At 69.0% G+C, this 23,170-nt stretch carries 19 protein-coding genes; 7 read left to right on the top strand and 12 right to left on the bottom strand.

Translation table 11 applies throughout. From position 1 onward, the window contains the following. Position 1: 1 nt before the first annotated feature. Complete coding sequence (locus ACILR9_RS00430; protein ID WP_395707900.1) at positions 2 to 877, bottom strand: sulfurtransferase; 876 nt, start codon at positions 875 to 877, stop codon at positions 2 to 4. A 286-nt stretch (positions 878 to 1,163) separates the two neighbouring features. On the opposite strand from ACILR9_RS00430, the gene ACILR9_RS00425 reads away from it, so the two are divergent. After that, positions 1,164 to 1,583 (top strand): RidA family protein, encoded by a 420-nt coding sequence (locus ACILR9_RS00425; protein ID WP_395707899.1) that lies wholly within the window; start codon positions 1,164 to 1,166, stop codon positions 1,581 to 1,583. A gap of 1,011 nt (positions 1,584 to 2,594) precedes the next feature. Here the strand turns inward: ACILR9_RS00425 and ACILR9_RS00420 are convergent. Next, positions 2,595 to 2,918 carry a hypothetical protein gene (locus ACILR9_RS00420; RefSeq protein ID WP_395707898.1) on the bottom strand — a complete coding sequence of 108 codons (324 nt, stop codon included), beginning with the start codon at positions 2,916 to 2,918 and terminating at the stop codon, positions 2,595 to 2,597. A 335-nt stretch (positions 2,919 to 3,253) separates the two neighbouring features. Between ACILR9_RS00420 and ACILR9_RS00415 the strand changes: the two genes are divergently transcribed. Next, complete coding sequence (locus ACILR9_RS00415) at positions 3,254 to 3,466, top strand: cold-shock protein (protein WP_395707897.1); 213 nt, start codon at positions 3,254 to 3,256, stop codon at positions 3,464 to 3,466. A 401-nt stretch (positions 3,467 to 3,867) separates the two neighbouring features. Here the strand turns inward: ACILR9_RS00415 and ACILR9_RS00410 are convergent, their stop codons facing one another. From ACILR9_RS00410 to ACILR9_RS00375, 8 genes are all read right to left on the bottom strand, one after another. Further along, entirely contained in the window at positions 3,868 to 4,716 is an 849-nt protein-coding gene (locus ACILR9_RS00410; RefSeq protein WP_395707896.1) for a protein-L-isoaspartate O-methyltransferase, read from the bottom strand. Between the two features lie 41 nt (positions 4,717 to 4,757). Next, positions 4,758 to 7,355, bottom strand: coding sequence for a hypothetical protein (locus ACILR9_RS00405; protein WP_395707895.1), 2,598 nt, complete (start codon positions 7,353 to 7,355; stop codon positions 4,758 to 4,760). Positions 7,356 to 7,478: 123 nt separating this feature from the next. Continuing rightward, entirely contained in the window at positions 7,479 to 8,204 is a 726-nt protein-coding gene (locus tag ACILR9_RS00400) for a phasin family protein (RefSeq protein ID WP_395707894.1), read from the bottom strand. Positions 8,205 to 8,440: 236 nt separating this feature from the next. Then, positions 8,441 to 9,250 carry an ABC transporter permease gene (locus ACILR9_RS00395; protein ID WP_395707893.1) on the bottom strand — a complete coding sequence of 270 codons (810 nt, stop codon included), beginning with the start codon at positions 9,248 to 9,250 and terminating at the stop codon, positions 8,441 to 8,443. 187 nt (positions 9,251 to 9,437) lie between these two features. Then, on the bottom strand, positions 9,438 to 10,256 hold the full coding sequence (locus ACILR9_RS00390) for an ABC transporter permease (RefSeq protein WP_395707892.1): 819 nt from the start codon (positions 10,254 to 10,256) through the stop codon (positions 9,438 to 9,440). 180 nt (positions 10,257 to 10,436) lie between these two features. After that, positions 10,437 to 11,459 carry an extracellular solute-binding protein gene (locus ACILR9_RS00385; RefSeq protein ID WP_395707891.1) on the bottom strand — a complete coding sequence of 341 codons (1,023 nt, stop codon included), beginning with the start codon at positions 11,457 to 11,459 and terminating at the stop codon, positions 10,437 to 10,439. Between the two features lie 12 nt (positions 11,460 to 11,471). Further along, entirely contained in the window at positions 11,472 to 12,446 is a 975-nt protein-coding gene (locus ACILR9_RS00380; protein WP_395707890.1) for an ABC transporter ATP-binding protein, read from the bottom strand. Continuing rightward, positions 12,443 to 13,744, bottom strand: coding sequence for an aspartate aminotransferase family protein (locus tag ACILR9_RS00375; RefSeq protein WP_395707889.1), 1,302 nt, complete (start codon positions 13,742 to 13,744; stop codon positions 12,443 to 12,445). Before ACILR9_RS00375 ends, ACILR9_RS00380 begins: the two co-directional genes overlap by 4 nt. A gap of 269 nt (positions 13,745 to 14,013) precedes the next feature. On the opposite strand from ACILR9_RS00375, the gene ACILR9_RS00370 reads away from it, so the two are divergent. The 5 genes from ACILR9_RS00370 to ACILR9_RS00350 all read left to right on the top strand — a co-directional run bounded on the left by ACILR9_RS00370 (position 14,014) and on the right by ACILR9_RS00350 (position 19,578). After that, positions 14,014 to 14,760 (top strand): GntR family transcriptional regulator, encoded by a 747-nt coding sequence (locus ACILR9_RS00370; RefSeq protein ID WP_395707888.1) that lies wholly within the window; start codon positions 14,014 to 14,016, stop codon positions 14,758 to 14,760. An 86-nt stretch (positions 14,761 to 14,846) separates the two neighbouring features. Beyond that, positions 14,847 to 15,707: an aminotransferase class IV gene (locus tag ACILR9_RS00365; protein WP_395708171.1), complete on the top strand. Its 861-nt coding sequence runs from the start codon at positions 14,847 to 14,849 to the stop codon at positions 15,705 to 15,707. Positions 15,708 to 15,780: 73 nt separating this feature from the next. Beyond that, positions 15,781 to 16,200, top strand: a complete 420-nt coding sequence (locus ACILR9_RS00360; RefSeq protein WP_395707887.1) for a cyclic nucleotide-binding/CBS domain-containing protein — start codon at positions 15,781 to 15,783, stop codon at positions 16,198 to 16,200. 220 nt (positions 16,201 to 16,420) lie between these two features. Then, a complete protein-coding gene (locus tag ACILR9_RS00355) occupies positions 16,421 to 17,923 on the top strand; it encodes a thymidine phosphorylase family protein (RefSeq protein WP_395707886.1) in 1,503 nt (500 codons plus the stop codon). After that, positions 17,920 to 19,578, top strand: coding sequence for an MBL fold metallo-hydrolase RNA specificity domain-containing protein (locus ACILR9_RS00350; protein WP_395707885.1), 1,659 nt, complete (start codon positions 17,920 to 17,922; stop codon positions 19,576 to 19,578). Before ACILR9_RS00355 ends, ACILR9_RS00350 begins: the two co-directional genes overlap by 4 nt. 80 nt (positions 19,579 to 19,658) lie before the next feature. Here the strand turns inward: ACILR9_RS00350 and ACILR9_RS00345 are convergent, their stop codons facing one another. Together ACILR9_RS00345 and ACILR9_RS00340 are read right to left on the bottom strand one after the other, a co-directional pair. Further along, a complete protein-coding gene (locus ACILR9_RS00345; RefSeq protein WP_395707884.1) occupies positions 19,659 to 20,069 on the bottom strand; it encodes a RidA family protein in 411 nt (136 codons plus the stop codon). 69 nt (positions 20,070 to 20,138) lie between these two features. Beyond that, a complete protein-coding gene (locus tag ACILR9_RS00340) occupies positions 20,139 to 23,123 on the bottom strand; it encodes a TIR domain-containing protein (RefSeq protein ID WP_395707883.1) in 2,985 nt (994 codons plus the stop codon). Positions 23,124 to 23,170: the final 47 nt, after the last annotated feature.

Genomic DNA, 23,170 nt, shown 5'->3' with positions numbered 1-23,170 from the left:
CTCAGTCGGTCTCGATCGGCAGCGACGGCGTCTTCGCCCATTCGCCCATCGAGGCGTCGTAGAGCGTGATGTCGTCGTGGCCGAGCTGGTGCAGCAGGAACAGGTCGATGGTGGCCGAGATGCCGCCGCCGCAATAGCAGATCGTGCGCTTGTCCTTCGACACGCCCTGCGCCGCGAATTTTTGCGCCGCGGCGGCCAGCGTGGTGAAGGCCTTGGTCGCGGGGTCGACCAGCGTGGCGGCCGGCACGTTGACGCTGCCCGGCACGCGGCCCGGCCGGCCGTAGCGGCTGGGCTCGAGCCCGCGATGGAACTGCGGGCCGAGCGCGTTCACCGTCACGGTGCCGGCACGGCCGATCGCGGCCTTCACCGCCGCGGCATCGACGAACAGTCCGGCACGTGGCTTGGCGACAAAGCTCGCCGTGGGATAGCCGCGCGGCGCGCCGGTCTCGATCGGCCGGCCCTCGGCCTTCCACTTGTCGAAGCCGCCGTCGAGCACGGCCGCTTCGTCGAACCCCAGCGCGCGCAGCATCCACCAGAAGCGCGTCGCCCACATCATCGTGCCGATGCTGTAGAGCACCACGCGCGTGCCTTGCCCGACGCCGTGGCGGCCGAACGCCGCCTCCAGCTGCGCGACCGGCGGCATCATGAAATGGAGATGCGTGCCCGTCGCGGAGAACTCGCCCTGCAGGTCGAGGAAGCCGGCGCCTGGCACGTGGCCGGCCTCGAACGTCGTGCGGCCGGGCACGGCGACGTAAGGCTCGGCCGAGCCGGCCGGCGTCGGCTCGAGATAAGTCGTGCAATCGAACACGCGCAGCGACGGATCGCCGAGCGACGCGGCAAGGGTGGCGGTGTCGATCAGGGCGCGCGGGTCGCGCATGGCGATGTCTCCTCCAGTTTGCGGCAAGGTCACACCGGCGGCGGCGGTTGGCAATTGATCATTCTCGTCTCCAGCGTCTTCGCTGGGGAGGTGTCGCGTCATACGCGACGGGGTCATGAGCAACGGGAGGTGGCCTATGACCCCTCCCGTCCGCGATGACCCTTCGGCTTCGCTCAGGGCAGGCGCGGACACCTTCCCAGCGAAGACGCTGGGGAGGAGAGCCAGAGGAGCGCCGTCAGCGAAGATGAAGTAGGCTCCGCCAACACTTCCAGGAGGAACCCCGACCATGCCCGCATCCGACATCGCCTACACGCCGGTCCTGCCCGAAGGCTGGACGCGCCCGCGTGGCTTCTCGCACGCTGTCGTCGCCACCGGCACCAAGAGCGTGCGCATCGCCGGGCAGATCGGCCGCGAGCCGGGGCAGGCGCACATTCCCGCGGGCACCGACGCCGGCGCGCAATGGCGCGTCGCGCTCGGCAATCTCGTGACGGTACTGAAGGCGGCGGGTGGGGAGCCGACGCATCTGGTAGCGTTGCGCGCCTACGTCACCGACATCGCCGAGTTCAACGCCGCCGGCGCCGCCATTGCCGCGGCGTGGGGCGCGACGCTCGGCCGGCACTTCCCGGCGATGACGCTGGTCCAGGTCTCGGCCCTGATCGATCCCAACGCCAAGGTCGAGATCGAGGGCGACGCGATCCTGCCGTGAGCGCCGCGGCGCAGGGCATGGCGACGTGTGCATGGCATGAGCGAAGCGCATGGCATGAGGAAGAGGCCGCCCGGCTCACCGATCCTCGCCCTGTGCGGCGGCTGCGGCCCGGGCAGTCCCAACGGGTGGCGGGTCGGCGGCTGGGGCTTTCCGGCGCGCGGCCAGCTGAGGCTGCGCGAGCGAGATCTTTTCGCGCGCCGGTAACCAGTTCATCGACATCGCGCTGCCGCAGCAGGACCCCGAGCAGGAGAACGGACGAGCCCCCATTCTTCTACCCGCCGACCTCGCAGACGCTTCCCTAGAGATCGCTGGTCAGGATGAAGAGCAGCGCTCCGCTGCTGTAGCTTTCTGCATTGTCCAGAAGTTGGTCGCAGGCTGTGCGGGCTTCGCCGATTTCATTGCGAAACGCACAATGCGCATAAGCCGCGGTTGTGCCCCGTGGAGTGGTGTAGGTAGCTGGGGGTAAGTAGCCCGCCGCATCGCTGCCGGGCCATCGAGCTCCCGAAGGGCTTCTCCGAAGAGGGCCAAGCTTGCCGCGTGCTGATCGGGAGGGCAGCTGCGAACAAGAGACAGAGCTGCCGCTTCGAAACCAAGGGCATGGAAAGTTTCGACGGCGGCCTCGATGCCCGCATTGCGCCAGGGAGGTCGCGGCGGAGCAGGCCCGTCGCAACCGGGCTTGCTCGCGCCGTCGCGATCCAGAAGCCGATTCATCTTGCGGGTCCGGCGGTCGAGAGCGCGGACGATTGCCCGTACCTTCTTGAGCTAGATTCGCGCCAGATGCATCCGAACCCTGAGGCGCAGCGATCTCGACAGGCTGCGGATGCTGGGCCTCATTGAACCAGCGGGAACCGGGCTGCGTGTGGCGGCGGCCGGTGCCGTGCTCTTCAAGGAGTTGCCGCGCAGCCTGTTCGCCAGCGCGCCGCGACAGCATGAGGGATTTCCGCCGCGCTGACGACTCTTGTCGCCGGTTCGCGGCAGGGCCAGAGCTCGATGTGCCGGCGAGGCGGGAGGCTACGGCTCGGGGTAGCCCCGACGCCGCCAGGCAATCTCCGCGGGCAATCCTTCGCGGACGTCGGCGTGCGCCACGGTGCTTGAAGGCGGCAGGCGTTTTCCGCTGAAGCGGATCGACAGGGCGAGGCCGTCGTCGGTTCTCAGGACCAGGCCATTGCGCCCGAACGCCTCGGCGAGCGCGCCGGCCTCCATGTGGATCTCGCCGGAAGCGGCGATCTCGCCTTGTCGGACGAGGTATCCGTCGAGTTCGTAGTCGGCGCGGCCGAGCGCTTCTCCCTTGCATTCGAGCCGGCCGCTGCCGCGAAGCACGCCGAGATGGCGCATCACAGGCTCGCCGGAAGCGGTTGTGCGACGGCAGCCGCGGCCGGCCGGCCCTCGCCATCCAAGCGCGCGCTATCCCCTGGCGGAATCATCGAACGTCCTTTGTGGGGCCGCGATCCGGTCGACATGGGTATTGGCGGCGGCAGGCGCAATGGCTCGCTTGCCATGGCGGCCGAAACGGACCATAGGACAACGGTCGATAGACGGACTGACGACTTGGTTGCGCCCCTTGTCGGTGGCGGCGCCTACCTCCGACCCTGATCCTGAAACAATTGCGAATTCGACGGCCTGACCCCTTTGGGCGGGTGAGCATGACTATGTAGCGAAAGGGGATTCCCATGACGACGGGAACCGTGAAGTGGTTCAACGCGACCAAGGGCTTCGGCTTCATCCAGCCCGACGACGGGGGCAAGGACGCCTTCGTCCATATCAGCGCCGTCGAGCGCGCCGGCCTCGGCCAGCTGGTCGAAGGCCAGAAGGTCCAGTTCGACCTGGTTTCGGATCGCCGCAGCGGCAAGATGTCGGCCGACAATCTCAAGGCCTTGGACTGACGCCGCGCGTGGCGGTGATCCGGCGCCAGTCGGCGCTTGCCGCGAGCGTTGCGCCAGGGATGCCCTGGCCGGCACACTGAAGAAAGGGAAGCCCCGTGGCGAGAGCCGCGGGGCTTTCTCATTCGGCCGCTCCTGGAATGGCGTCAGATATGCGATCCAGGCCGCGTGCGCCGAGGACATGGCAGCGGGCTTTTCATTCTCCGCCTATGAAAATGCGCTGGGGGCGCGCCACTCCTGTGGCTCGATCATCGTTGAGCGCAGGGAAGACGCGCCCCACGAGTGGCGCGCCCCCAGCCATGACGAACTGGCATTTTCTCGGCATCGTGGTGCGCGCCGAGCGTGCTGGAGGCCCCCCGGCGATGCTGAGGGGGAGAACGACGAGCGGGCGCCCGCCTTGCCCGTCACTTCCTGGCCTGCATCGCGCCGGTCATCGGGATGAAATAGACGCCGAGGTCCTTGCGCGAGGAAACCTTGCCGTCGTCGTCCTTGGTGAAGACGTAGAGGAACTGCTCGCGCTTGAAAGGCTGGCCCATCGGGATGACCATGCGGCCGCCCGGCTTGAGCTGCTCCAGCAGCGGCGGCGGCACGTGCTGGGCGACGCAGGTGACGATCACGATGTCGAAGCCGCCCTCGACCTCGGGCCAGCCGTAGTAGCCGTCGCCGACGCGCGTCTCGATGTTGTCGTAGCCCAGCGGCTTGAAGATCGGCGCCACCGCCTTGCCGAGCGGCTCGACGATCTCGATCGAGTAGGCCCTGTCGACGATGCGCGAGAGGATCGAGACCTGGAAGCCCGAGCCGGTGCCGATCTCGAGCGCCTTCTCGCCCGCCCGGGGCCGGCAGAGCTGCGTCATGTAGGCCTGCCCGCGATAGTCCGACAGCGCCGAGCCGAGGCCGATGCGCCACGGCTTGGACTCCTCCTCGTAGGCGACGGCGGCGAAGTCGGCCTGCTCGTCGTAGTGATAGTGATAGTACTCGCGCGGCACCTCGGTGAAGGCGCGCATGACGCCGGGATCGGCCAGCGTGAAATGGTGCGACAGCACGGTGTGGATGGTGGCCAGCATGCGCGGCTTACGCGCCACGGTCGTTTGCCACTGCTCGGCGGTGATCACCTGGCGCCGGCCGCTGGCCTTCATGGCGGCCGAGAAGGCCTCGAAGGTCCACGGCTCGGGGGCGGCCCAGGCTGGGCCCGCGCCGGCAACCGCCGGCGCCGCCAGCAGCTGCGCCATCATGGCGCGACGATGCAACTTCATTGATCCGTCCCTGCTCGCACACTCCCCACGCGCAAGGTGCCCTATTGCACCGCGCCGGGGAAGGCGAGAGCGGGGCGCATCTCGCCGCGGCCGGGCAGGCTGCACGCCACGACGACATAGAGCGCGAAGGCGAGGCCCAGCAACACGCTGTAGCCGAGCTCGACCATGACGAGATTGGCGAGTGGCGTGGCGATCACCGAACCGGCGCCGTTGATCGCCCATGCCCACGGCATCAGGGTCACCGACCGGCCGTCGAACTGGCTCAAGCCCAGCGCCATCGGCATGCCGAGCGCCAGGGCGAGCGGCGCGATCACCGACAGCAGCACGAGGAAGCGCAGGACGAGCGGCCAGCCCGCCGTCTCGGCGAGCAGGCGGTCGAGCCCGGCGACGGCGAGAACGATCCACGCCAGGGCGATCAGCACGGCAAGGGTCAGCGCGCGTTGCGGCCGCGCCACCTGGCGCTGGGCGAGCCAGCTGCCGGCGCCGGCCGAGACCAGCATCGCGGCAAGCACGAAGCCGAAGGCGAAGGTGCGGTCCTGCAGGTAGTGCGAGGCCTTCTCGATCAGGAAGATCTCGAGCGTCAGGAAGCCCACCCCGAGGCCCGCGAAGTAGCACAGCACGAGGGCGAACTGCCGTCCCCTGACCTCGCGGAAGGTGCCGCGGGCGAACAGCGGCAGCGCCGCCACGGCGAGGCCGAGGGCCAGCGCCTGCACCAGGACGGCGAGATTGACCAGCCAGGCGAGCTCCTCGCGCGGCACCAGCTCGACCCGCTCCAGGATGGTGCCAAGCCGGTCGATCGGCAGGACGCCGGTGAAGAACGGCCGGTCGAGGGTCGGCGGGCGGAGCCGGAAGAAGCCATGGAACGGCGAGCCGAGGCCGGCCAGGGCGGCAGCCGCTTCCTGGCGCAGCGGGTCGGCGTCGTCGGCGATCATCGCCGGGACCGCGCCACTGCCGTGGCGCTCGTTGGATTCAACAGGAAGAGCGCCACGAGAGTGGCGCGGTCCCGGCGCATGAGGGTCGGTCGCCGGCGTGCCGGCTGTCGGGCCAAGGCGGATCGTCCCTTCCACCGGGCTTTCCGTCGGGGCGAAGCTCACCAGGGAGAGACTGTTGTAGACGCGCAAGGCCGAGAGATCGCGGCCAGCGAGATGGACAAGGTCGAACGAGCGCTCATCGCAGAAGCCGGCGATGGCGTCGAGCGTCTCCGGGTCGAAGGGGGCAGGGGAGAGCAGCAGCCGGACGTTGAAGGCCGAGCGGTAGATCGCGACATGGCGGGCCGGCCGAGCGATCCCGGCGCGGCGCAGCGCGGCGTGCGAGGCCACCATGGCCTGCACGGCGTAGACCGGGAACTCGCGGATCGACACGGTGAAGGAGAGCAGGCCGTTCGGCGTCAGCATGCGCGTGAGCGCGGCCAGCGTCTCGGCCGACAGCACGGCGCGGTTGGTGTCGGACTGGGCGAGGAACTCGCGGGTGATGTCGATCACGTCGAACACGCCGTCGCGCTCCAGCCCGGCCAGGGCGAGCGGGCCGGTGTCGAGCACGCGCCGCCCCAGCGCCCCGTTGATCGGTCCGACGGGGCCGAGGCCGGCGATCAGGGCATTGCGCAGCACCGTGTCGGGCTCGATGACCTCGATCGTCGAGGCGCCGGCGCCGCGCGCCTCGTGCAGGCGGAAGCCGCCGGCCGCTCCCAGCAGCAGGGTGCGCGCGCCGGGCCGCAGCCGGTAGGGCAGCGAATCGAGAGTCGCGGTGAAATAGGCGGTGTCGGGCTCGCCCTCGCGCGGCAGCGCGGCGATGCGGTTGCCGTCATGGTACAGGCCGAAGGCGCGCGGCAGCCCCTTCACGCCCAACCGGCCGGCGTTGTTGGACAGGTCGGTCTCGTGCCGCTCGACGAAGCTGTCGACCAGCTCGTAGCGGCCCTTGGGCGAGCGGATCTCGGCCACCACCTGGCTGCCGCGCGTGTTGAGCGGCGCGAAGATGTCCTTGAACTCGTTGACCCGGGCCTGGTTGGCCAGCACGAGGCTCGCCTCGCAGGGCAGGAAGACGAGGAGCGCGATGACGACCCAGCGACGGCGCGCCGGGTGCGCCCAGGCCTCGAGCCCGGCGGCGAGCGCCAGCGCCGGCAGCAGCGCGGCGACGAGATCGAACGGCGGCACCGCGAACATCAGCGCCAGCACGGCCACCGCGCCCAGCCCGGCGCCGGCCAGGTCGGCGGCATAGACGCGGCCGATCTGCCGGGCGTTGACCACGAAGACCAGCGAGACGTACAGGCCGATCAGGAAGAAGAAGGGGAAGAGGGCGGCGTAGTATTGGGCGATGTTGGCGAACTGGCCGCTCCACAGCTGGCGGTTCTGCAGCTCGAGCGGGTTGAACGGCACCAGGGTCGTCCAGTGCCAGCCGATCGTGGCCGCCGCCATCGCCAGCACCGGCAGCAGCACCAGAACGGTCTGGCCGAGCCGCAGCAGCGGCCGCGCCGCCAGGGCCGCCACCGTGCCGCTCGCCGCCAGGCCCAGCATGGCCAGAGAGATCACCCAGTATCCGTACTCCGACCAGCTCGACAGGGCGAAGAACCGGGTCAGTGCGATCTCGTACCCGATCGAGGCGAAACAGGTGAAGAACAGCGGAAGCAGGCGTGCCGTCGGCATCAGGTCGACAGCCTACGACTGTTGGCCTCGGCGAGTCATCGTCTTCCGGACCGCGAGGGTCTCGCTCGCTCATGAATCATGCGCGACGCCCGCGGCCCGGAAGGGATTGAAGGGCCTTCCGGCTTACCCGCGGGAGGTCGGGCGGCGCGGCGGACGCGGCAGCGGAGCCTTCGGCACGGTGGTGCGAGACGGAGGGGCGGCGGTCTTTGCCGACGGCGCGGCCGCCTTCGGCGGCGGCGGGGCCGTGGCGGCCTCCGGCTCCGGCTCCGGTACGACCGTCTCTGCCGATGCTGTCGGAACAGCGGCGATGGCTTCCGCCTCCGGTGCAACCGCCTGCGGCGCGATCGTCGAAACGGCGGTCGCTGTCGCTCGGTCGGGTTCGACGGGAAGGATCGCCTGCTCGACGGCGGAACTTTCTTCTGCGGCGGTGGCGGGTGCGGGAAGGGCTGGCGCCTCGCTGGGAATGGAAGCGGAAACCGGCGGGGCAAACAGTGCCCGGAAGTCGCCGAACGCCTCGATGATGCGCGCGTTCACGATACCGATCGCCGCCATGTTGGCGTCGATCACGATGTCCGACAGCTCACGCAGGCGGGCAACGACGGAGAAGTAGGTGTCGCGGGCAGCGTCGGCCTGCTTCGCGGCTCCTTCCTCGAACGACTGGGCGGCGAGGAAGTCGCTGGTCACCCGGCTGCTGTTTTCGACCGAGGCGGTGAACAGGGAGCCCTGGCGTTGCAGCAACGTCTTCAGGCCATCGAAGACGACCTGGTTGGCGTTGCCCAGAGCGGCCGCGTTCTTGTGCTGGGCCTCGATCAGCGTCGCCAGGGTGAGCGGCGGAAGCCTGAGGTCCATCCAGGGCGTGGCGATGTCCGGGTTGGCGAACGGAAAGCCGGCGGAGGTGGCTTGAAAAGAGCTCATGAGACATCCTTCGTGACGGGGAGCGCGAGCACTCCGGGCAAGGGTGGAATGCCCTGGATCAGGCTCTTGACCCAGATTTGATGCAGTGCAGCAATTCCGTCTGACAATTCATGCTGCGGCGCAAAAAGTCAACGGCCCAGGGTGTGACAATCACGGGACAGGCGGGCCGCCTACGATGCCATCGTCTGCCTGAGCTTGCCCGATCGCGCCAGGATCAGGGCGACGGCGGCGAGCAGCAGCACGGTGAAGGCGATCAGCAGGGTGGCGACGGCGGTGATGGTGGGGTTCACCTCGAGGATCAGCTCGGTGAACATCTTCTTCGGCACCGTCTCGTAGCGGCCAGCGATGAAGGAGGTGACGATCACCTCGTCGAAGCTGCCGATGAAGGCGAAGATCCAGGCGGCGAATACCGACGGGGCGAGGTTGGGCAGCATCACCTTGCGCACCGTGTACCACCACGAGGCGCCGAGGCTCCACGCCACCTGCTCGATGCGCAGGTCGAAGGCGCGGATCGCGACGCCCATCACCATCATGACGACGGGGATGTGCAGGACGGTGTGCGCCAGCAGGAGGCCGGTCATCGAGCCGAGCAGGCCGGTCTTGGCTAGCGCGAGATAGAAGGCGATCGCCGAGATGATGGTCGGCACGATCAGCGGCGCCATGAAGTCGCCCTCGGCCCAGTCGCGGCCGCGGAACGTGCCGCGGCGCAGCCCGTAGGCGGCAAGGCCGCCTAGCAGCAGCGAGCCCAGCGACGACACGACGGCGACGAAGGTCGACGTCCACATCGCCTCCATCCAGCGCGGATCGCCGAAGAAGGTCTCGTACCAGCGCAGCGAGAAGCCGGGCGGCGGGAAGGTCAGCGCCTTGGCCGAGGAGAACGACATCGGGATGACGATCAGCAGCGGCACGGTGAGGAACACCAGGCCGAAGATGCCGGCGGCGGCGAGCAGCCGTCGCGTCCAGGGCGAGCCGCCGATCATGGCGGGACCCCGATCAGCATTCTTCTGTCATCCTGAGCGCAGCGGAGGATCTCATCGCCAGGAGTTGCGAAGGGGGCGGCATTCCTTGTCGAGGGAATCCGCAGCGCTGACCTGTGGTTGGCGGCGATGAGGTCCTTCGCTGCGCTCAGGACGACAGGATTGAGCAAGATCGCGAGATCGGCTGCCCTCATGACGTCGCCTTCCGGTCGAGGCGGCGGTAGGCCGCGAAGATCAGCAGGGTGACGATCAGCAGGATGGTCGAGATCGCCGAGGCCTGCTCCCAGCGCGGGATCTGGTTGATCAGCGTGTCGAGCAGGTTGGAGATCATGGGCACGCGCCCGCCGCCCAGCACTGCCGGCGTGACGTAGAAGCCGAGGCAGAGGATGAAGACCAGCAGTGCGCCCGCCACCAAGGCGGGCAGCGTCAGCGGGAAATAGACCTTCCAGAAGATCGTGCGCGGCGGCGCGCCCAAGGAGGCCGCGGCCTGCAGCAGGCGGTCGTCGATCCTGATCATGGCGGCGAACAGCGGCAGCACCAGGAAGGGCAGCAGCACGTTGGCCATGCCGATGGTGACGCCGAGCTCGTTGTAGAGGAAGGACACCGGCGCGTCGGTGAGTCCGAGCCACATCAGGCCGCGATTGACCAGGCCGCCATTGCCCAGCACGACGATCCAGGCGTAGGTGCGGACCAGGATCGACACCCAGAAGGGCAGCACGACAAGGGCGATGGCGATCATGCGGGCGCGATCGTCCAGCCCGCGCATCCAGTGCGCCAGCGGATAGCCGATCGCCACATTGGCCAGCGTGGCGATCAGCGAGATGCGCATGGTGTTGCCGAGCACGCGCAGATAGACCGGCGCTTCGACCAGCCCCTCGTAATGCTCCAGCGTGAAGCCGCGCCCCTTCTCCCAGAAGGCGAGGCCCAGCATGTAGGCCAGCGGCGCATTGAAGGCGACCAGCATCAGCACCAGCAGCGGCGCGATGAAGCCGAAACCGTTGCCGCGCATTCAGGTCGCGTTCTCCTCCCCAGCTTCGCTGGGGAGGTGTCGGCGTCCTACGCCGACGGAGGGGTCATGAGGTTCACGAATGATGGAGAGCTCATGAATCATGGCTTATGACCCCTCCGCCCCGTATGACGGGGCACCTCCCCAACAAAGTTGGGGAGGAGGAGAAGAGAGCGCGCGCGCTCACAGGTTGAGCTTGAAGGCTTCCCACTTCTTGTTCACCGCCTCGCCGTTGTCGGCCCACCATTCGGCGTTCTCGAAATACTGCACTTCCTTGTTCTGCTTGGAGGTCGGGAACTGCCACAGCTTGTCCTTGGGCAGCAGCGGATCGAGGTTGGGGCTGGGCCCGGTGTAGGAAATCACCTCGGCCGCCTTGGCTTGGTTCTCCGGCAGCGACATTTCGTGGAACAGCTTGTAGCCGGCTGCCTTGTTCTCGGGCGATGAGCCCTTGACGATGCCGAAGAACGACAGGTCGGCCTTGCCGCCGGCGAAGTTCAAGCCGAACGCCGGATCGCCGACGACACGGCCCGACCAGCAGATCGAGTACTGCACCTCGTTGTCCTTCATGAGCTGCGGCGGCTGGGCGCCGGCCTTCCACCACACCGCGACGTCCTTCTTGATCTCGTTCAGCTTCTTGAAGGCGAGATCGACGTCGAGCGGAAACAGCTTGTCGGTCGGCACGCCGGCCGCCTGGAGCGCGAAGGGCAGGCAGTAGTGCGGGAAGTCGGGCAGGCAGCGCTTGCCGGGGAACGCCTTCGAGTCGAAGAACTCGGCAAAGGTCTTCGGCTCCTTGACGCCCTTGCGCCACGCCATGATGGTCGAGAAATACTGATAGCCGAAGCCGTACTCATTCTTGGCTTCGGGGAACATCGGCGCCGGATCGACCGCCGCCCAGTCGATTTTCTCGATCAGGCCGAGCTTCTTGGCCTGCAGCATGATGCCCGAGCCGAGCTCAAACAGCGTCGTGCTGGTCTGGCCGCTCTCGACCAGGGCGCGCAGCTTGCCGAGCGAGCTCGGGCTCTCGCGCACGACCTTTATGCCGGTCTTCTTGAACAGTGGCTCGATGTAGCCCTTCTCGATCGACTCGCCGGACGCTCCGCCCGATTCGATCATGCGGATCTCCTTGGACTGCGCGCGCGCTGCCCCGGAGAGAATGCCGACCGCAGGCAGCGCCGCTGCGGCGCCGACGAAAGTCCGTCTTTTCATGTGTTGCCCCTCCTATGTTACCGGCCAGACATCGGCCGACTCCCACGACACTGAAACCTGCTCCCCCGGGCTATAGGCCGGACCGACGAACGGCGCGGCTGCGACCATCGCCGGCGCGCCGTCGAGCGCCCCTGTCAGCGCCAGGTGATAGCGCACCATCTGCCCAAGATAGATCGCCTCGACAATGCGCGCCGGCTTGCCACCGCCATTGGCGGACAGCCTTATCCGCTCGGGGCGGACCAGCCCCTGGCCGCCGTCGGGCAGGGCGACGAAATTGGCGATGCCCAGGAATTCCGCGACGAAGCGGTTGGCGGGCTTGAGATAGGCCTCGGCCGGCCCAGCCACCTGCTGGGTCTTGCCGTGGTTCAGCACCATGATGCGATCGGAGAGCGACAGCGCCTCTTCCTGGTCGTGCGTCACCAGGAGGGTGGTGATGCCCAAGGTCCGCTGGAGCTGCTTCAGCTCGACCTGCAGCTCCTCGCGCAGCTTGCGGTCGAGGGCGCCCAGCGGCTCGTCGAGCAGCAGGATGTCGGGCTTGAAGACGATGGCGCGAGCCAGCGCCACGCGCTGCTGCTGACCGCCGGAGAGCTGTGAGGGGCGACGGTTCTCGAGCCCATCGAGCCGCACCTGCTTCAGTGCCTCGATGGCGCGGCCGCGCGCCTCGGCGCCGCCGATCTTGCGCACGCCGAGCGGGAACAGCACGTTCTCGAGCACGCTCATGTGCGGGAACAGGGCATAGGACTGGAACACTAGGCCGATGTTGCGCTGCTGCGCCGGCGCCGCGGTGACGTCGCGCCCGCCGATGAAGATGCGGCCGGCGGTCGGTGCGGTGAGGCCGGCGATCAGCGACAGCAGCGTCGTTTTGCCCGAGCCGCTGGGGCCCAGGATGGTGACGAACTCGCCCTGTGCCACCGTGAGGTCGACATTGTCCGCCGCTGCGACCGAGCCGTAGCGCTTGCTCACGCCTTCGAGGCGGATGTCGCTCACAATTGGGCCATGACTTTGTCGGCAGCGGCGAGAGTCTCGTCGATGATCGCGTCGTCGTGCGCGGTCGACAGGAAGAACTTGGCCTGCTGGTTGACGCGAATGCCTTCCTCCTGCAGCAGGCGATGGAAGGCGAGCGCCCGGTCGCGATCGCACGCCACGGCGTCGCGATAGTTCCTGGGCGCCGGACCAGCGGTGAAATGCACCTGGAAGATCGCCGGCGCGCCCTGCACCCGCGCCGGCACCTTGTGCCTGGCGGCCAGCTCGGCCAGGCCCTGCATCAGGCGCGTGCCGCGCCGCTCGAGGTCGCGATAGACGGCGCCGTCGTCGGCTTGCAGCACGTCGAGCGCAGCCAGGGCCGCCGACATGCTCTGGACATTGCCGTTGTAGGTGCCGCCATGCATCACGCCCTTGTCGAGGAGGGTATTCATGACGTCGCGGCGGCCGGCGACCAGCGCCAGCGGGAAGCCGGCGGCGACAGCCTTGGCATAGATCGCGAGATCCGCCGTCACGCCGAAGCGGTGCTGTGCCCCTTTGAGCCCGAGTCGGAAGCCGGTGATCACTTCATCGCAAAGGAATAGCGCGCCGTGCTCGCGGCAAAGATCGCGCGCGCCTTCGAGATAGCCGGGTTCGGGCGGTGCGGCGCCGCCATTCACCATCATCGGTTCCATGAGGACGCCGGCGATCTCGCCCTTGTGGCGCTCCAGCGCCTGGCGCAGCAGGTCGAGATCGTTCCAGCCGCAGACCACCGTGTCGCCGAGCACGCTGGCCGGCATGCCGGGCGAGCCAGCGACCGGCACCGGCGCGTCGGCCGGCCCGGCCTCGTTCAGCGGCGGTCGCGCGCTGATGTAGGCCTGGTCGCTCCAGCCGTGATAATGGCCCTCGAACTTCAGGATCTTGTCGCGTCCGGTGAAGGCACGGGCGAGCCGCATGGCCATCAGCACGGCCTCGGTGCCCGACGTGGCGAAGCGCACGACCTCGGCGCCCGGCAGCAGCCTTACGAGACGCTCGGAGAGCTCGGTCTCGCGCGGGGTTTGGGCCGCGAACACCTGGCCGTCGGCCAGCGAGCGGGCGACCGCGTCGATCACCGGCTGCGGTGCGTGCCCGAGAATCGCCGGTCCGTTGCCCAGCACGTAGTCGATATGCACGTTGCCATCGACGTCGTACAGCCTGGCTCCCTCGCCGCGCACGAAGAACAGCGGCACGGGCGTCGCGGCATAGCGCACGTTGCTGCTGACGCCGCCGGCCAGGCTTTTCTTGGTGCGCTCGTAGAGCGCAATAGACTGGGCGTAGGACCGCATGCTTTTCCTCAACTGCTTCCGGACGCGAGCGCCTGCGTTCTCACTCTCCTCCCCAGCTCCGCTGGGGAGGTGTCGCCGTCTTACGGCGACGGAGGGGTCATGAGCCGAGTGACTCATGACCCCTCCGTCCGCGAAGACGCGGACACCTCCCCAGCGAAGCTGGGGAGGAGGATGAACTCTCTCTGCAAGAACGATGCCTCGCCCGGCGCAGGACGGCAATCCAAATTTGTGATCACAAATTCGCACCGCATCGGCTATGCTGCCGGCCGATGAGCCCGCGAGAGCCCGCCGACACGTTGCTGCGCAGCCTGGTCTACGACCAGCTGCGCGATGGGCTGACGGCCGGCCGATTCACGCCGGGCGAGAAGCTCACCTTCCGCTCCATCGCGGGCTCGCTCGGCGTCAGCATGACGCCGGTGCGCGAGGCGATCCGGCGGATGGTGGCGGAGGGCGCCTTCGAGATGCAGCCCAACCGTTCGGTGCGCGTGCCGCTGCTGACGCGCGATCGCGTGCTCGAGCTGCGCGACCTTCGGATTGCGGTCGAGGGGCTGGGCGCCGAGAAGGCGGCGGGGGTGGCGACGCGCGCCCAAATCGCCCGCCTGCGCCGCATTGCCGAGGAATTGATGGCGGCGCGCCGCCACGGCGATTTCGCGACCGACCGCGCGAAGATCCGCGAGTTCCACTTCCGTGTCGCCGCCATCGCCCGCCAGCCCACCCTGCAGCGCATCGTCGAGGGGCTGTGGCTGCAGACCGGCCCCTATCTCAACCTGCTCTACCCCGACTACGTCGCCTCGCCGCGCGGGCCCGAGCGCCGGCTGCGCCTGATCAAGGCGCTGCAGACGCACGACGCGGCGATGGCGCGGCGCGAGATGGAAGCCGACATCGGCGGCGCGCTCACCTACGTCGCAGGGCTCGCCGATGCCTCGGGCAGGATCGCGCCTGCCGTGCCCGCTCCCGTCAAACGCCGGCGCCGGCCGGCCTCCGCGCCGCTCGTCGGCAGTTTCGCCTTCGCCTGATCAGAAAGGAAAGCGATATGGCTCAGCAGCTCAGCAATCAGCGCATTGCCTGGTTCAACGGCAAGTTCATGCCGGAAGGCCAGGTGATGATCCCGTTCCGCGACCGCAGCTGGAAGTACGGCGACGGCGCCTTCGACATGACGCGCACCTTCGAGGGCAAGCCGTTCCGGCTCAAGGAGCACATCGACCGCTTCTACCGCTCGCTGCGCTACCTGCAGATCGATCCCGGCATCGGGCCGAAGGAGATGGTGGCGCACAGCGAGGAGGTCGTGGCGCGCAACGAGCATCTGCGTCCCGCGGTCGGCGACTGGTGGGTCGGCCAGCGCGTCAGCCGCGGCGTCGATGCGGTGGGCGACGAGGGCTGGGAGCATACCGGCCCCAATGTCGTCATCGAGGTGCTGCCGCTGCCGCTGGCCAAGCGCGCGCCGCTCTACCGCGACGGCGCCGAGGTCATCACCACGACGACGCGGCGCACCGCGCCCTCGATGCTGTCGCCGCGCGCCAAGACGCACAATTACCTCAACATGATCATGGCCGAGAAGCCGGTGAAGGCGATGCGGCCCGACGCCTGGGCGATCCTGCTCGACGAGCACGGCAACCTCGCCGAGGGCCTGGGCAGCAACATCTTCATCGTGCGCGAGGGCGAGCTGTTCACGCCGTCCGAGCGCTATGTGCTGCCGGGCGTCAGCCGCCAGATGACCATCGACATGGCCAAGAAGCTCGGCATTCCGTGCACGAACGGCGACATCGACCTGTTCGATGCCGCCAACGCCGAGGAGATGTTCCTCACCTCGACCAGCCTCTGCATCCTGCCGGTCAAGAGCTTCAACGGCGCACCCGTCGCCGACGGCAAGACGCCGGGGCCGATCACGAAGAAGTTGATAGACGCCTATTCCAAGGACGTCGGCTGCGACTTCGTCGGCCAGTACCTCAAGTTCCTGCAATAAGGTTGATCTCGATCAAGTCGGCGGCGCCGGCAAGCGGGCAGAAGGACAGAGCATCCTTCTGCAGGGGCCGTCCATGCGCAAGCTTCGCGACATCATCCTGGAGCAGCATCCGCTGATCATGAACGAGACGGCGAGCGTCGACGCCGCCTGCCAACAGATGCGCGACAGCCAAGCTGGCTCGGTGCTGGTGACCGGCGAGTCCGGCCGACTGGTCGGCATCTTCACGGGGCGCGATGCGGTATGTCGCGTGCTGGCCGAGGGCCGCGACGCGGCGCGCACGCGCCTCGGCGAGGCGATGACGCCCAACCCGGCGACCCTGTCGCCGGAGCAGACCGCGATCGATGCGCTGCGCCTGATGTGGGACGGCGGCTTTCGCCATGTGCCGCTGGTCGCCAACGGCCGGATCCTGGGGGTCGTGTCGCGCGGCGACTTCAAGGGCTTGGAGCAGGCCCGGCACGACGATGAGCGCGACCTGTGGGAGCATATGCGCTAAGCGTTCTCGCGTCCGGAAGCTGCTGCGCCACAGCGGCCTGATCGCCTCGAATGGCCGACGCCGGCCGTCGCGCACGGCCATGGCGCGCGGGCTCGCGACCTTGCGCAGGGCTTCGAGCACGCGGTTGCTGCGCGTTTTCTGGATGACCGTGATGAAGACGGAAGGGCGGCGCCCGCAGCCGCCCGGGCTTTGCGCCCGGTCGGATCGGCAAGTAAAGACGATGCAGCCCATGCTGCGCGTCAAGAAGCTTGCGATCGATACGAGCCAGGAAACCGTCGCGTTCCTGTCGCGGAATTGTACCGTCTACCGTGCCGAGGAGTTTCTTGCCCTGGCGCGCATCGAGATCACAGGGGGCAAGCGCCGGATCGTCGCCACGCTGAACGTGGTCGACGACCCCGGGATCCTCGGAGCGGACGAGCTCGGTCTTTCGCTGCTCGCGTATCGCCAGCTCGGCCTGCCGGAAGGCGACAGGGTCGAGATCGCGCAGGCCGCGCCGCCGGCGAGCCTCGACCATGTCCGCGCCAAGATCGACGGCGCGGAACTGTCGCCCGAGGCCTATCGTGCCATTGCCGAGGACCTCGCGGCGCATCGCTATTCGAAGATGGAGATTGCCGCCTTCCTGATTGCCTCGGCGCGCTTCACCACGGCGCCCGAGGTGCTGTCGATGACCCGCGCCATGGCGGCGGTCGGCGGCCGGCTCGGCTGGAACGGCAGCATGGTGGTCGACAAGCACTGCATCGGCGGCGTGCCGGGCAACCGCACGTCGATGATCGTGGTGCCGATCGTGGCGGCGCACGGCCTGCTCATTCCCAAGACCTCCTCGCGCGCCATCACGTCGCCTGCCGGCACGGCCGATACGATGGAGGTGCTCGCCCGCGTCGACCTCGGCCCCGACGAGATGCGGGAGGTCGTGGCCAGGGAGAAGGGATGCCTGGTGTGGGGTGGCCATGCCAACCTGTCGCCGGCCGATGACGTGCTGATCGCAGTCGAGCGGCCGCTGTCGATCGATACGCCGGAGCAGATGGTGGCATCGATCCTGTCGAAGAAGCTGGCGGCAGGCTCGACGCATCTCCTGCTCGACCTGCCGATCGGACCGACCGCGAAGCTGCGCGACAGCAGTCGCTTCGTGACCTTGCGCAAGCTGTTCGAATACGTCTCCGACCAGCTCGGCCTGCAGACCGTGGTGGTGGCGACGGACGGAAGCCAGCCGGTCGGGCGTGGCATCGGTCCGTGGTTCGAGGCGCGCGATGTCATGCAGGTGCTGGAACGCGATCCGGCCGCGCCGCGCGATCTTGCCGAGCGCGCCCTCTTTCTCGCCGGTCAGGTGCTCGAGTTCGACCCGGCGCTGCGCGGCGGGCAGGGGATCGTCCGGGCGCGCGCGCTGCTCGAGAGCGGGGCGGCGCTGGACAAGATGCGTGGCATCATGGCGGCCCAGGGGCCGCCGCCGGCCGCCTGCGCGCCCGGGTCGCTGGTGCTGGACGTCGTCTCGCCGAAGGATGGCGTGGTGAGCGCCATCGATTGCCTTCGCCTGGCCCGGGTCGCCCGTCTGGCCGGCGCGCCGATCGACAAGGGTGCCGGGGTCGACCTTTTCAGGAAGATCGGCCAGCCGGTCGAGAAGGGTCAGCCGCTGTACCGCATCCACGCCGCCTTCGAGGCCGATTTTCGCTTTGCCGCCAAGTTTGCCGCCGAGGGCGATGGCTACGCCATCGCGAGCCGCTCATGAACGTGATGCTTCATATACACGGTGCTGCCGGAACGGTGACGGGCTCGTGCCATCGGCTGGTGACACCGGGCGGCAGCCTGCTGATCGATTGCGGCATGTTCCAGGGGCCGAAGTCGCTGAGGGCCCTCAACTACCGGCGATTTCCCTTCGACGCAGCCGAGATCGCCGCGGTGCTGTTGACGCACGCGCACATCGATCATACCGGGCTGCTCCCCAAGCTGGCGCTGGCGGGCTTTCGCGGTCCGGTGTGGACGACGGAGGCGACCCGCGACCTGCTGCGCTGGCTGCTGCCCGACGCGGGCGCCATCCAGGAGAACGATGTCGAGCGGCTGAACCGGCGCAATACCCGGCGTGGCGAGCCGCCGGTCACGCCGATCTACACAAAAGCCGATGCCGAGGCCTCGCTGGCGCTCCTCCAGCCGCGCGCCTATGACGACTGGTTCGAGCCGCTTGCCGGCGTACGCGCGCGCTTCCGCAACGCCGGCCACATCCTGGGAAGCGCCTTCGTCGAGCTCGAGGTCGATGCCGATCCGCGGCCGATCCGCTTCCTCTTCTCGGGGGACCTGGGGCCGAGCGACAAGGCCTTGCAGCCCGATCCGGCCATGCCGCTTGCCTGCGACGTCGCGGTCCTGGAATCGACCTACGGCGACAGCGTCCGCGAGCGTCGCACGGCGGCCGAGCGTCGGGCGCTGCTGGGCCGCGAGCTGACGGCCGGTCTGGCGGCCGGCGGCAACGTGATCGTGCCGGTGTTCGCCGTCGAGCGGACTCAGGAAATTCTCGACGACATCGCGCAGCTGAAGCGCCACGGCGCGCTGCCGTCGGTCGCGGTGTTCCTCGACTCGCCTCTGGCCGGGCGGACCACGGAGGTGTTCCGTCTGCATCGCGAGGCATTGGACAGAGCCGATGACGGCCATGCGTTCTCCGGCGGCGACTTCCGGCTGGTCGAGACGGTCGAGCAGAGCAAGGCGCTGGGGCGCATCCACGGCGGCGCCGTCGTGCTCGCAGGCTCCGGCATGTGCGACGCCGGACGGGTCAAGCACCATCTCAAGGATCATCTGTGGCGCCCCGACTCGACGGTGCTGTTCGTCGGCTACCAGGCGCCGGGAACGCTGGGTGCGCTGATCCGTGACGGCGCGCCGCGGGTGCGCATCCACGGCGAGGAAGTCAGCGTGAAAGCGCGGGTGCGGCGCCTCGACGGCTACTCGGGGCATGCCGATCGCGACGAGCTCGTGGCGTGGATGCAGCCCGTGCTGCACGGGCTCGGCAGCGTGCTGCTGGTGCACGGCGAGCCGGATGCCTTTGCCGGCTTGGCGGACGGCCTGGCCAGGAGCGGCTTGCCGCGAGAAAGAATCGTCGTTCCCGATCTCGATCAATCCTTCGCGTTCGGACACCGTGACGGACGGTGGATGGCGGAGACCAGCGACGCCTCGGCGCCGCGCCTGCCCGCGCAAGAGGCCAAGGCGAGGCGTGACTGGCACAACGAGTACGCCGAGGCTCTGCTCGAGTTGCGGGCGGCCTTGCTGCATCCCGCGGACGACGCGAGCCGACGGCGCCTGCTGGGTGAGGTGCGACGCGTGATCGACGCCCATCGCGGTCGCCAGAGGCAGGCCTGGGGCGAGGCGAAAGAGTCCCCGTCGCCGACAGCGCGCGGGTGAGTGACGCCTGGATCAGCCGCCGACAGGACGGAAGAAGGTCATTCCGGCGATGTAGCCGAGGGAGAAGGATTGTCGACCACTCACTCCGGAATGACGACGTCGACGTCGAACTCGACCAGCATGTCGGCCATCGCCAGACCGGAGATGATCAGGCCGGTGCCGCACGGCGCGATGCCCTTCAGATGGCGCGCGACGGTGTTGTAGACCGGCTCGCGGTGCGCTCGGTCGAGCAGGTAGGTGGTGATCTTGCAGACGTGCTGGAGCGTGCCGCCGGCTTCCTCGACCAGGATCTTCAGGTTCTTCATCGCCTGGTCGGCTTGTGCCGCCACGTCGCCCTTGCCGTGAAACTTGCCGTCGAGGTCGAAGCCGGTCAGGCCGGCGACGAACAGGCTGCGCCCGGTCGCGCGGACCATCAGCGACACGTCGTAATCGATCGTCTGGTTGGGCCAGCGCCCCGACGTGTTGAAGCGGCGAAAACGTTCGTGGGCCATGCTGATCCTCCGTATCCGGTCGGGCATGGCACGACACCGCGCGGTTTGCCAAGGCTTTGCGCGAGGCGACTATGTTCCGGCGAACCCGGCACCAGCCAGGGCCGAGGCCAGCTCGGCCACTTCCGGATCCTCCGGGATCAACACCTGGGCGCGCGCAAGAGCCTGTCGCGCCGCCGCGACGTCTCCTCGGGCCAGGCGCAGCCGGGCGACCCGCTTGAAGGCGTAACCGAACTGCGGCGCGGCGTCGCTTACGGCCTCGAAGTCGGCGAGCGCGCCCGTGGCCTCGCCCGATGCCTCGCGCGCCAAGCCGCGCCACCAGCGGAAGTTCGGTTCGTCGGAGCTCTGCGCCACGCAGCGCTCGGACAGTCGCACGGCTTCTCGTGGAGGATCGTGCCGGTTGAGCAGGGTCTCGAAGGTGGTCGACAGTGCGGCATAGCCGCCGGAGGGCTGGCGCAACAAGGCGAGCGTCTCGTCGTCACCGGAGCCGTCGGCCCTCACCGCAACCTCGATCAGCGGCTGCCACAGGTCGGGGCGGGGGACGCCCCCGCTGCCGAGATCGACCTGAAGGGATTCCCTGCCCTCATCGTCGATGCTGAAGGCGGTGCCGCGCGGCGGCGGTGGCCGTTCGACCGCCTGCAGATAGGTCACGAGATTGCAGCGGGCGATGGCGGTTTCGGCCGCCGACCCTGCACCGCGCAGCGCCGTGACCAAAGCTTGCCATGACGTCTCGGCATGGCGCACGCCGAGCGCCCCGGCTGCCTTCTGCCGGACATCGGGATCGGTTTCGCGGTGCAGGAGCTGCAGCAAGGCCGCGCGCAACCACGCGGCGGAGAATCCACCGGCCGCGCCGGACTCGCCCAGGAGGTCGAGCGCCTCGCCGAACACGCATGCGGCGAGGCTGCGCACCGCGGCGGAGGCATCGTCGGTGCGCGACGCCGCGTGCGTCAGGAGCGCGCGCAGCGGCGCGTCGGGAGCGCGCATCAGCTGGGACAATACCGGCAGGCCATTGTTGCGAACGGCATCGACCGATTCGCCGGCGAGCGCCTGCCACAGCGGCTCGAGAACGACGGGCGCGCTGTAGGCGGCGGCGTGGACGATCGCCTGCCAGCGCGGTGTATCGCGGGGATCTTCCAGGATGGCGGCGATGATGCGCGCCACTTCGGGCATGCGGCCGAGCGGCTGCAGGGCCGCGGGCAGGGCGGCCACTTCCTGCTCGTCGCCCCGCGCCAGCACGGCGTTCGCCCGCGCCTCGACGGTCTCGGCCGCGCCGAAGGCAGAGGCCCAACCGGCGCCGACATAGCGCAAGCCGCGCCAGTCCTTGTCGGAGAGATGCGTCAGGGCTGCGACCGCGCCGAAGCGGCGGCCGGCCTCGACCACGGCCTGCGGAATGCTGGAAGCGCGATTGATCCGGGCCACCATCGGCGCGAGGGCCTTGATCAGGTGCCGGTCGAGCTCGCGCGTCGCGCCGACTGCCAGGCGATCCGTCTCGATGCCGTCGGCGAGTCGCTCGAGCAGCATGCGTTCGCCGTCCATGCCCGTGCGATGGCGCACGAAGCTCGCCGTCACGCGGTGCAGGCGCCAGGTGCGGCGGCCGTCGCTGCCGGTCGCCGATTGCAGCCAGCCGCGCCGCGCCAGCAAGGCGCGCTCGGCCGCGGTGGCGAGCAGGTCGACCAGCGGTTCGCTCAAGGCCCAGGGTTCGAGCCGGGCCAGCGCCGCCAGCGCCTGGTACGCCGACGGCTGCCGTTCGAGCGCGGCGAGAGACGAGCCGAGCGCATCGCCGATGCCGCGCAGCGTGCCGGCCGGCATCACTTCGGCAAGCTGCCCGACCTCCTCGTCCAGCGCTGGCGCAGGCTCGGTCGTGTCGATCGCGGCCCGCAGCGCCGCCGCCGCGAGGCTGCCGTCGGCCAGGCCCGCCTGGAGGATGCCGAGCGCCAGCGGCAGGCCGCCGGCCCATTTGCAGATCGCCGACCAGTCTGCGGCGGGCAGCCAGCGCGGATCGACGTCGGGACGGGTCAGCACGCGCACCGCCTCGTCGGTCGGCAGCGCGTCGACGAAGATGGTCTCGTCGCAGCCATGCACCTGCGGCCGGCGCGACGTCAGCAGCAGGCTGACATGGCCGAGTGGCGGGCACCAATGATCGAGTGGCGCCGGCGGCTGCCCGGCCTGCGGCTCGGGCAGGTTGTCGACGATCCAGAGAATGCGCTGGCCGCTCGCTGCGCGTGCGGCGCTCGACTCCTGCAAGCTGGGCCTTGTCGCAGTATCCGTCGCAGCCGGTGCAAGCAGATGTCCCAGGGCATCGATCTGGCCGCGCCACTGCTCGTCGGGCACGTCCGCGTCGAGCCAGCAGACGACATCGTAATGGCGTGGACCGGCCCGCCGCAGGTATTCGGCGGCGAGCTGGCTCTTGCCCGATCCGGCGCCGCCCTGCAGCAGCAGGCTGCGCCCGCGTCCGCCGGCGCGCCGCGTCTCCAGGCCGCGAAATATCCGCCACAGCGCGTGCTCGCGGCCGATGAAGCCTTCGCTCAGCGAATCGGGGGCCGCTTCCGCCGAGACGCGCTGCGCGGCGCGCCATGGCAGGGGCGGGATCATGCCGTCCGGCCGCAGCGCGCTTTGGGCCGGCACGGCGAGCGTGCGATCGAGCCCTGTTCCGAGCGCGCGCGCGACCATGGCGGCGATCACCTCGGTCTCGTGGGCCTGCGGCCAGGCGCGCCGCGCCAGGGCAGGCGGCAGGTGCAGCAGCAGCGAGTCGAGAGTGCCCTCTGCCGGCAGGGCGATCAGCACCGAGCGCGCCTCGCCGTCGCTGCCGAGCGCGGCCTCGAGCTCGCGCACGCACCACGGTCGGGCGAAGTACAGCGTGTCGGCGAACACGACGACCGCGCGCGCCGCCGCCACCGCGGCGGCGAGCTCGTCCGGGAACTGCGCTCCCGGCGCGATGTCATTGGTGTCGAGGAATACCTGGCCGGGGGCAAACGTGCCGCACAGCGCCTCGTGCAGCGCGAGCGCGTGCGGCCGCGAGGCGGCCCGCGAATAGGAGAGGAAGACGTCGTAGGCCATGGGGCGCCCCGCATGCCACAAAGACCTTGTCATCCCGAGCGCCGCGA

Origin of the sequence: Reyranella sp., assembly GCF_044224635.1 — a bacterium.
Classification (GTDB): domain Bacteria; phylum Pseudomonadota; class Alphaproteobacteria; order Reyranellales; family Reyranellaceae; genus Reyranella.
The sequence above is the reverse complement of the archived record's forward strand: the minus strand, read 5'-3'. Positions and strand labels throughout refer to the sequence as shown.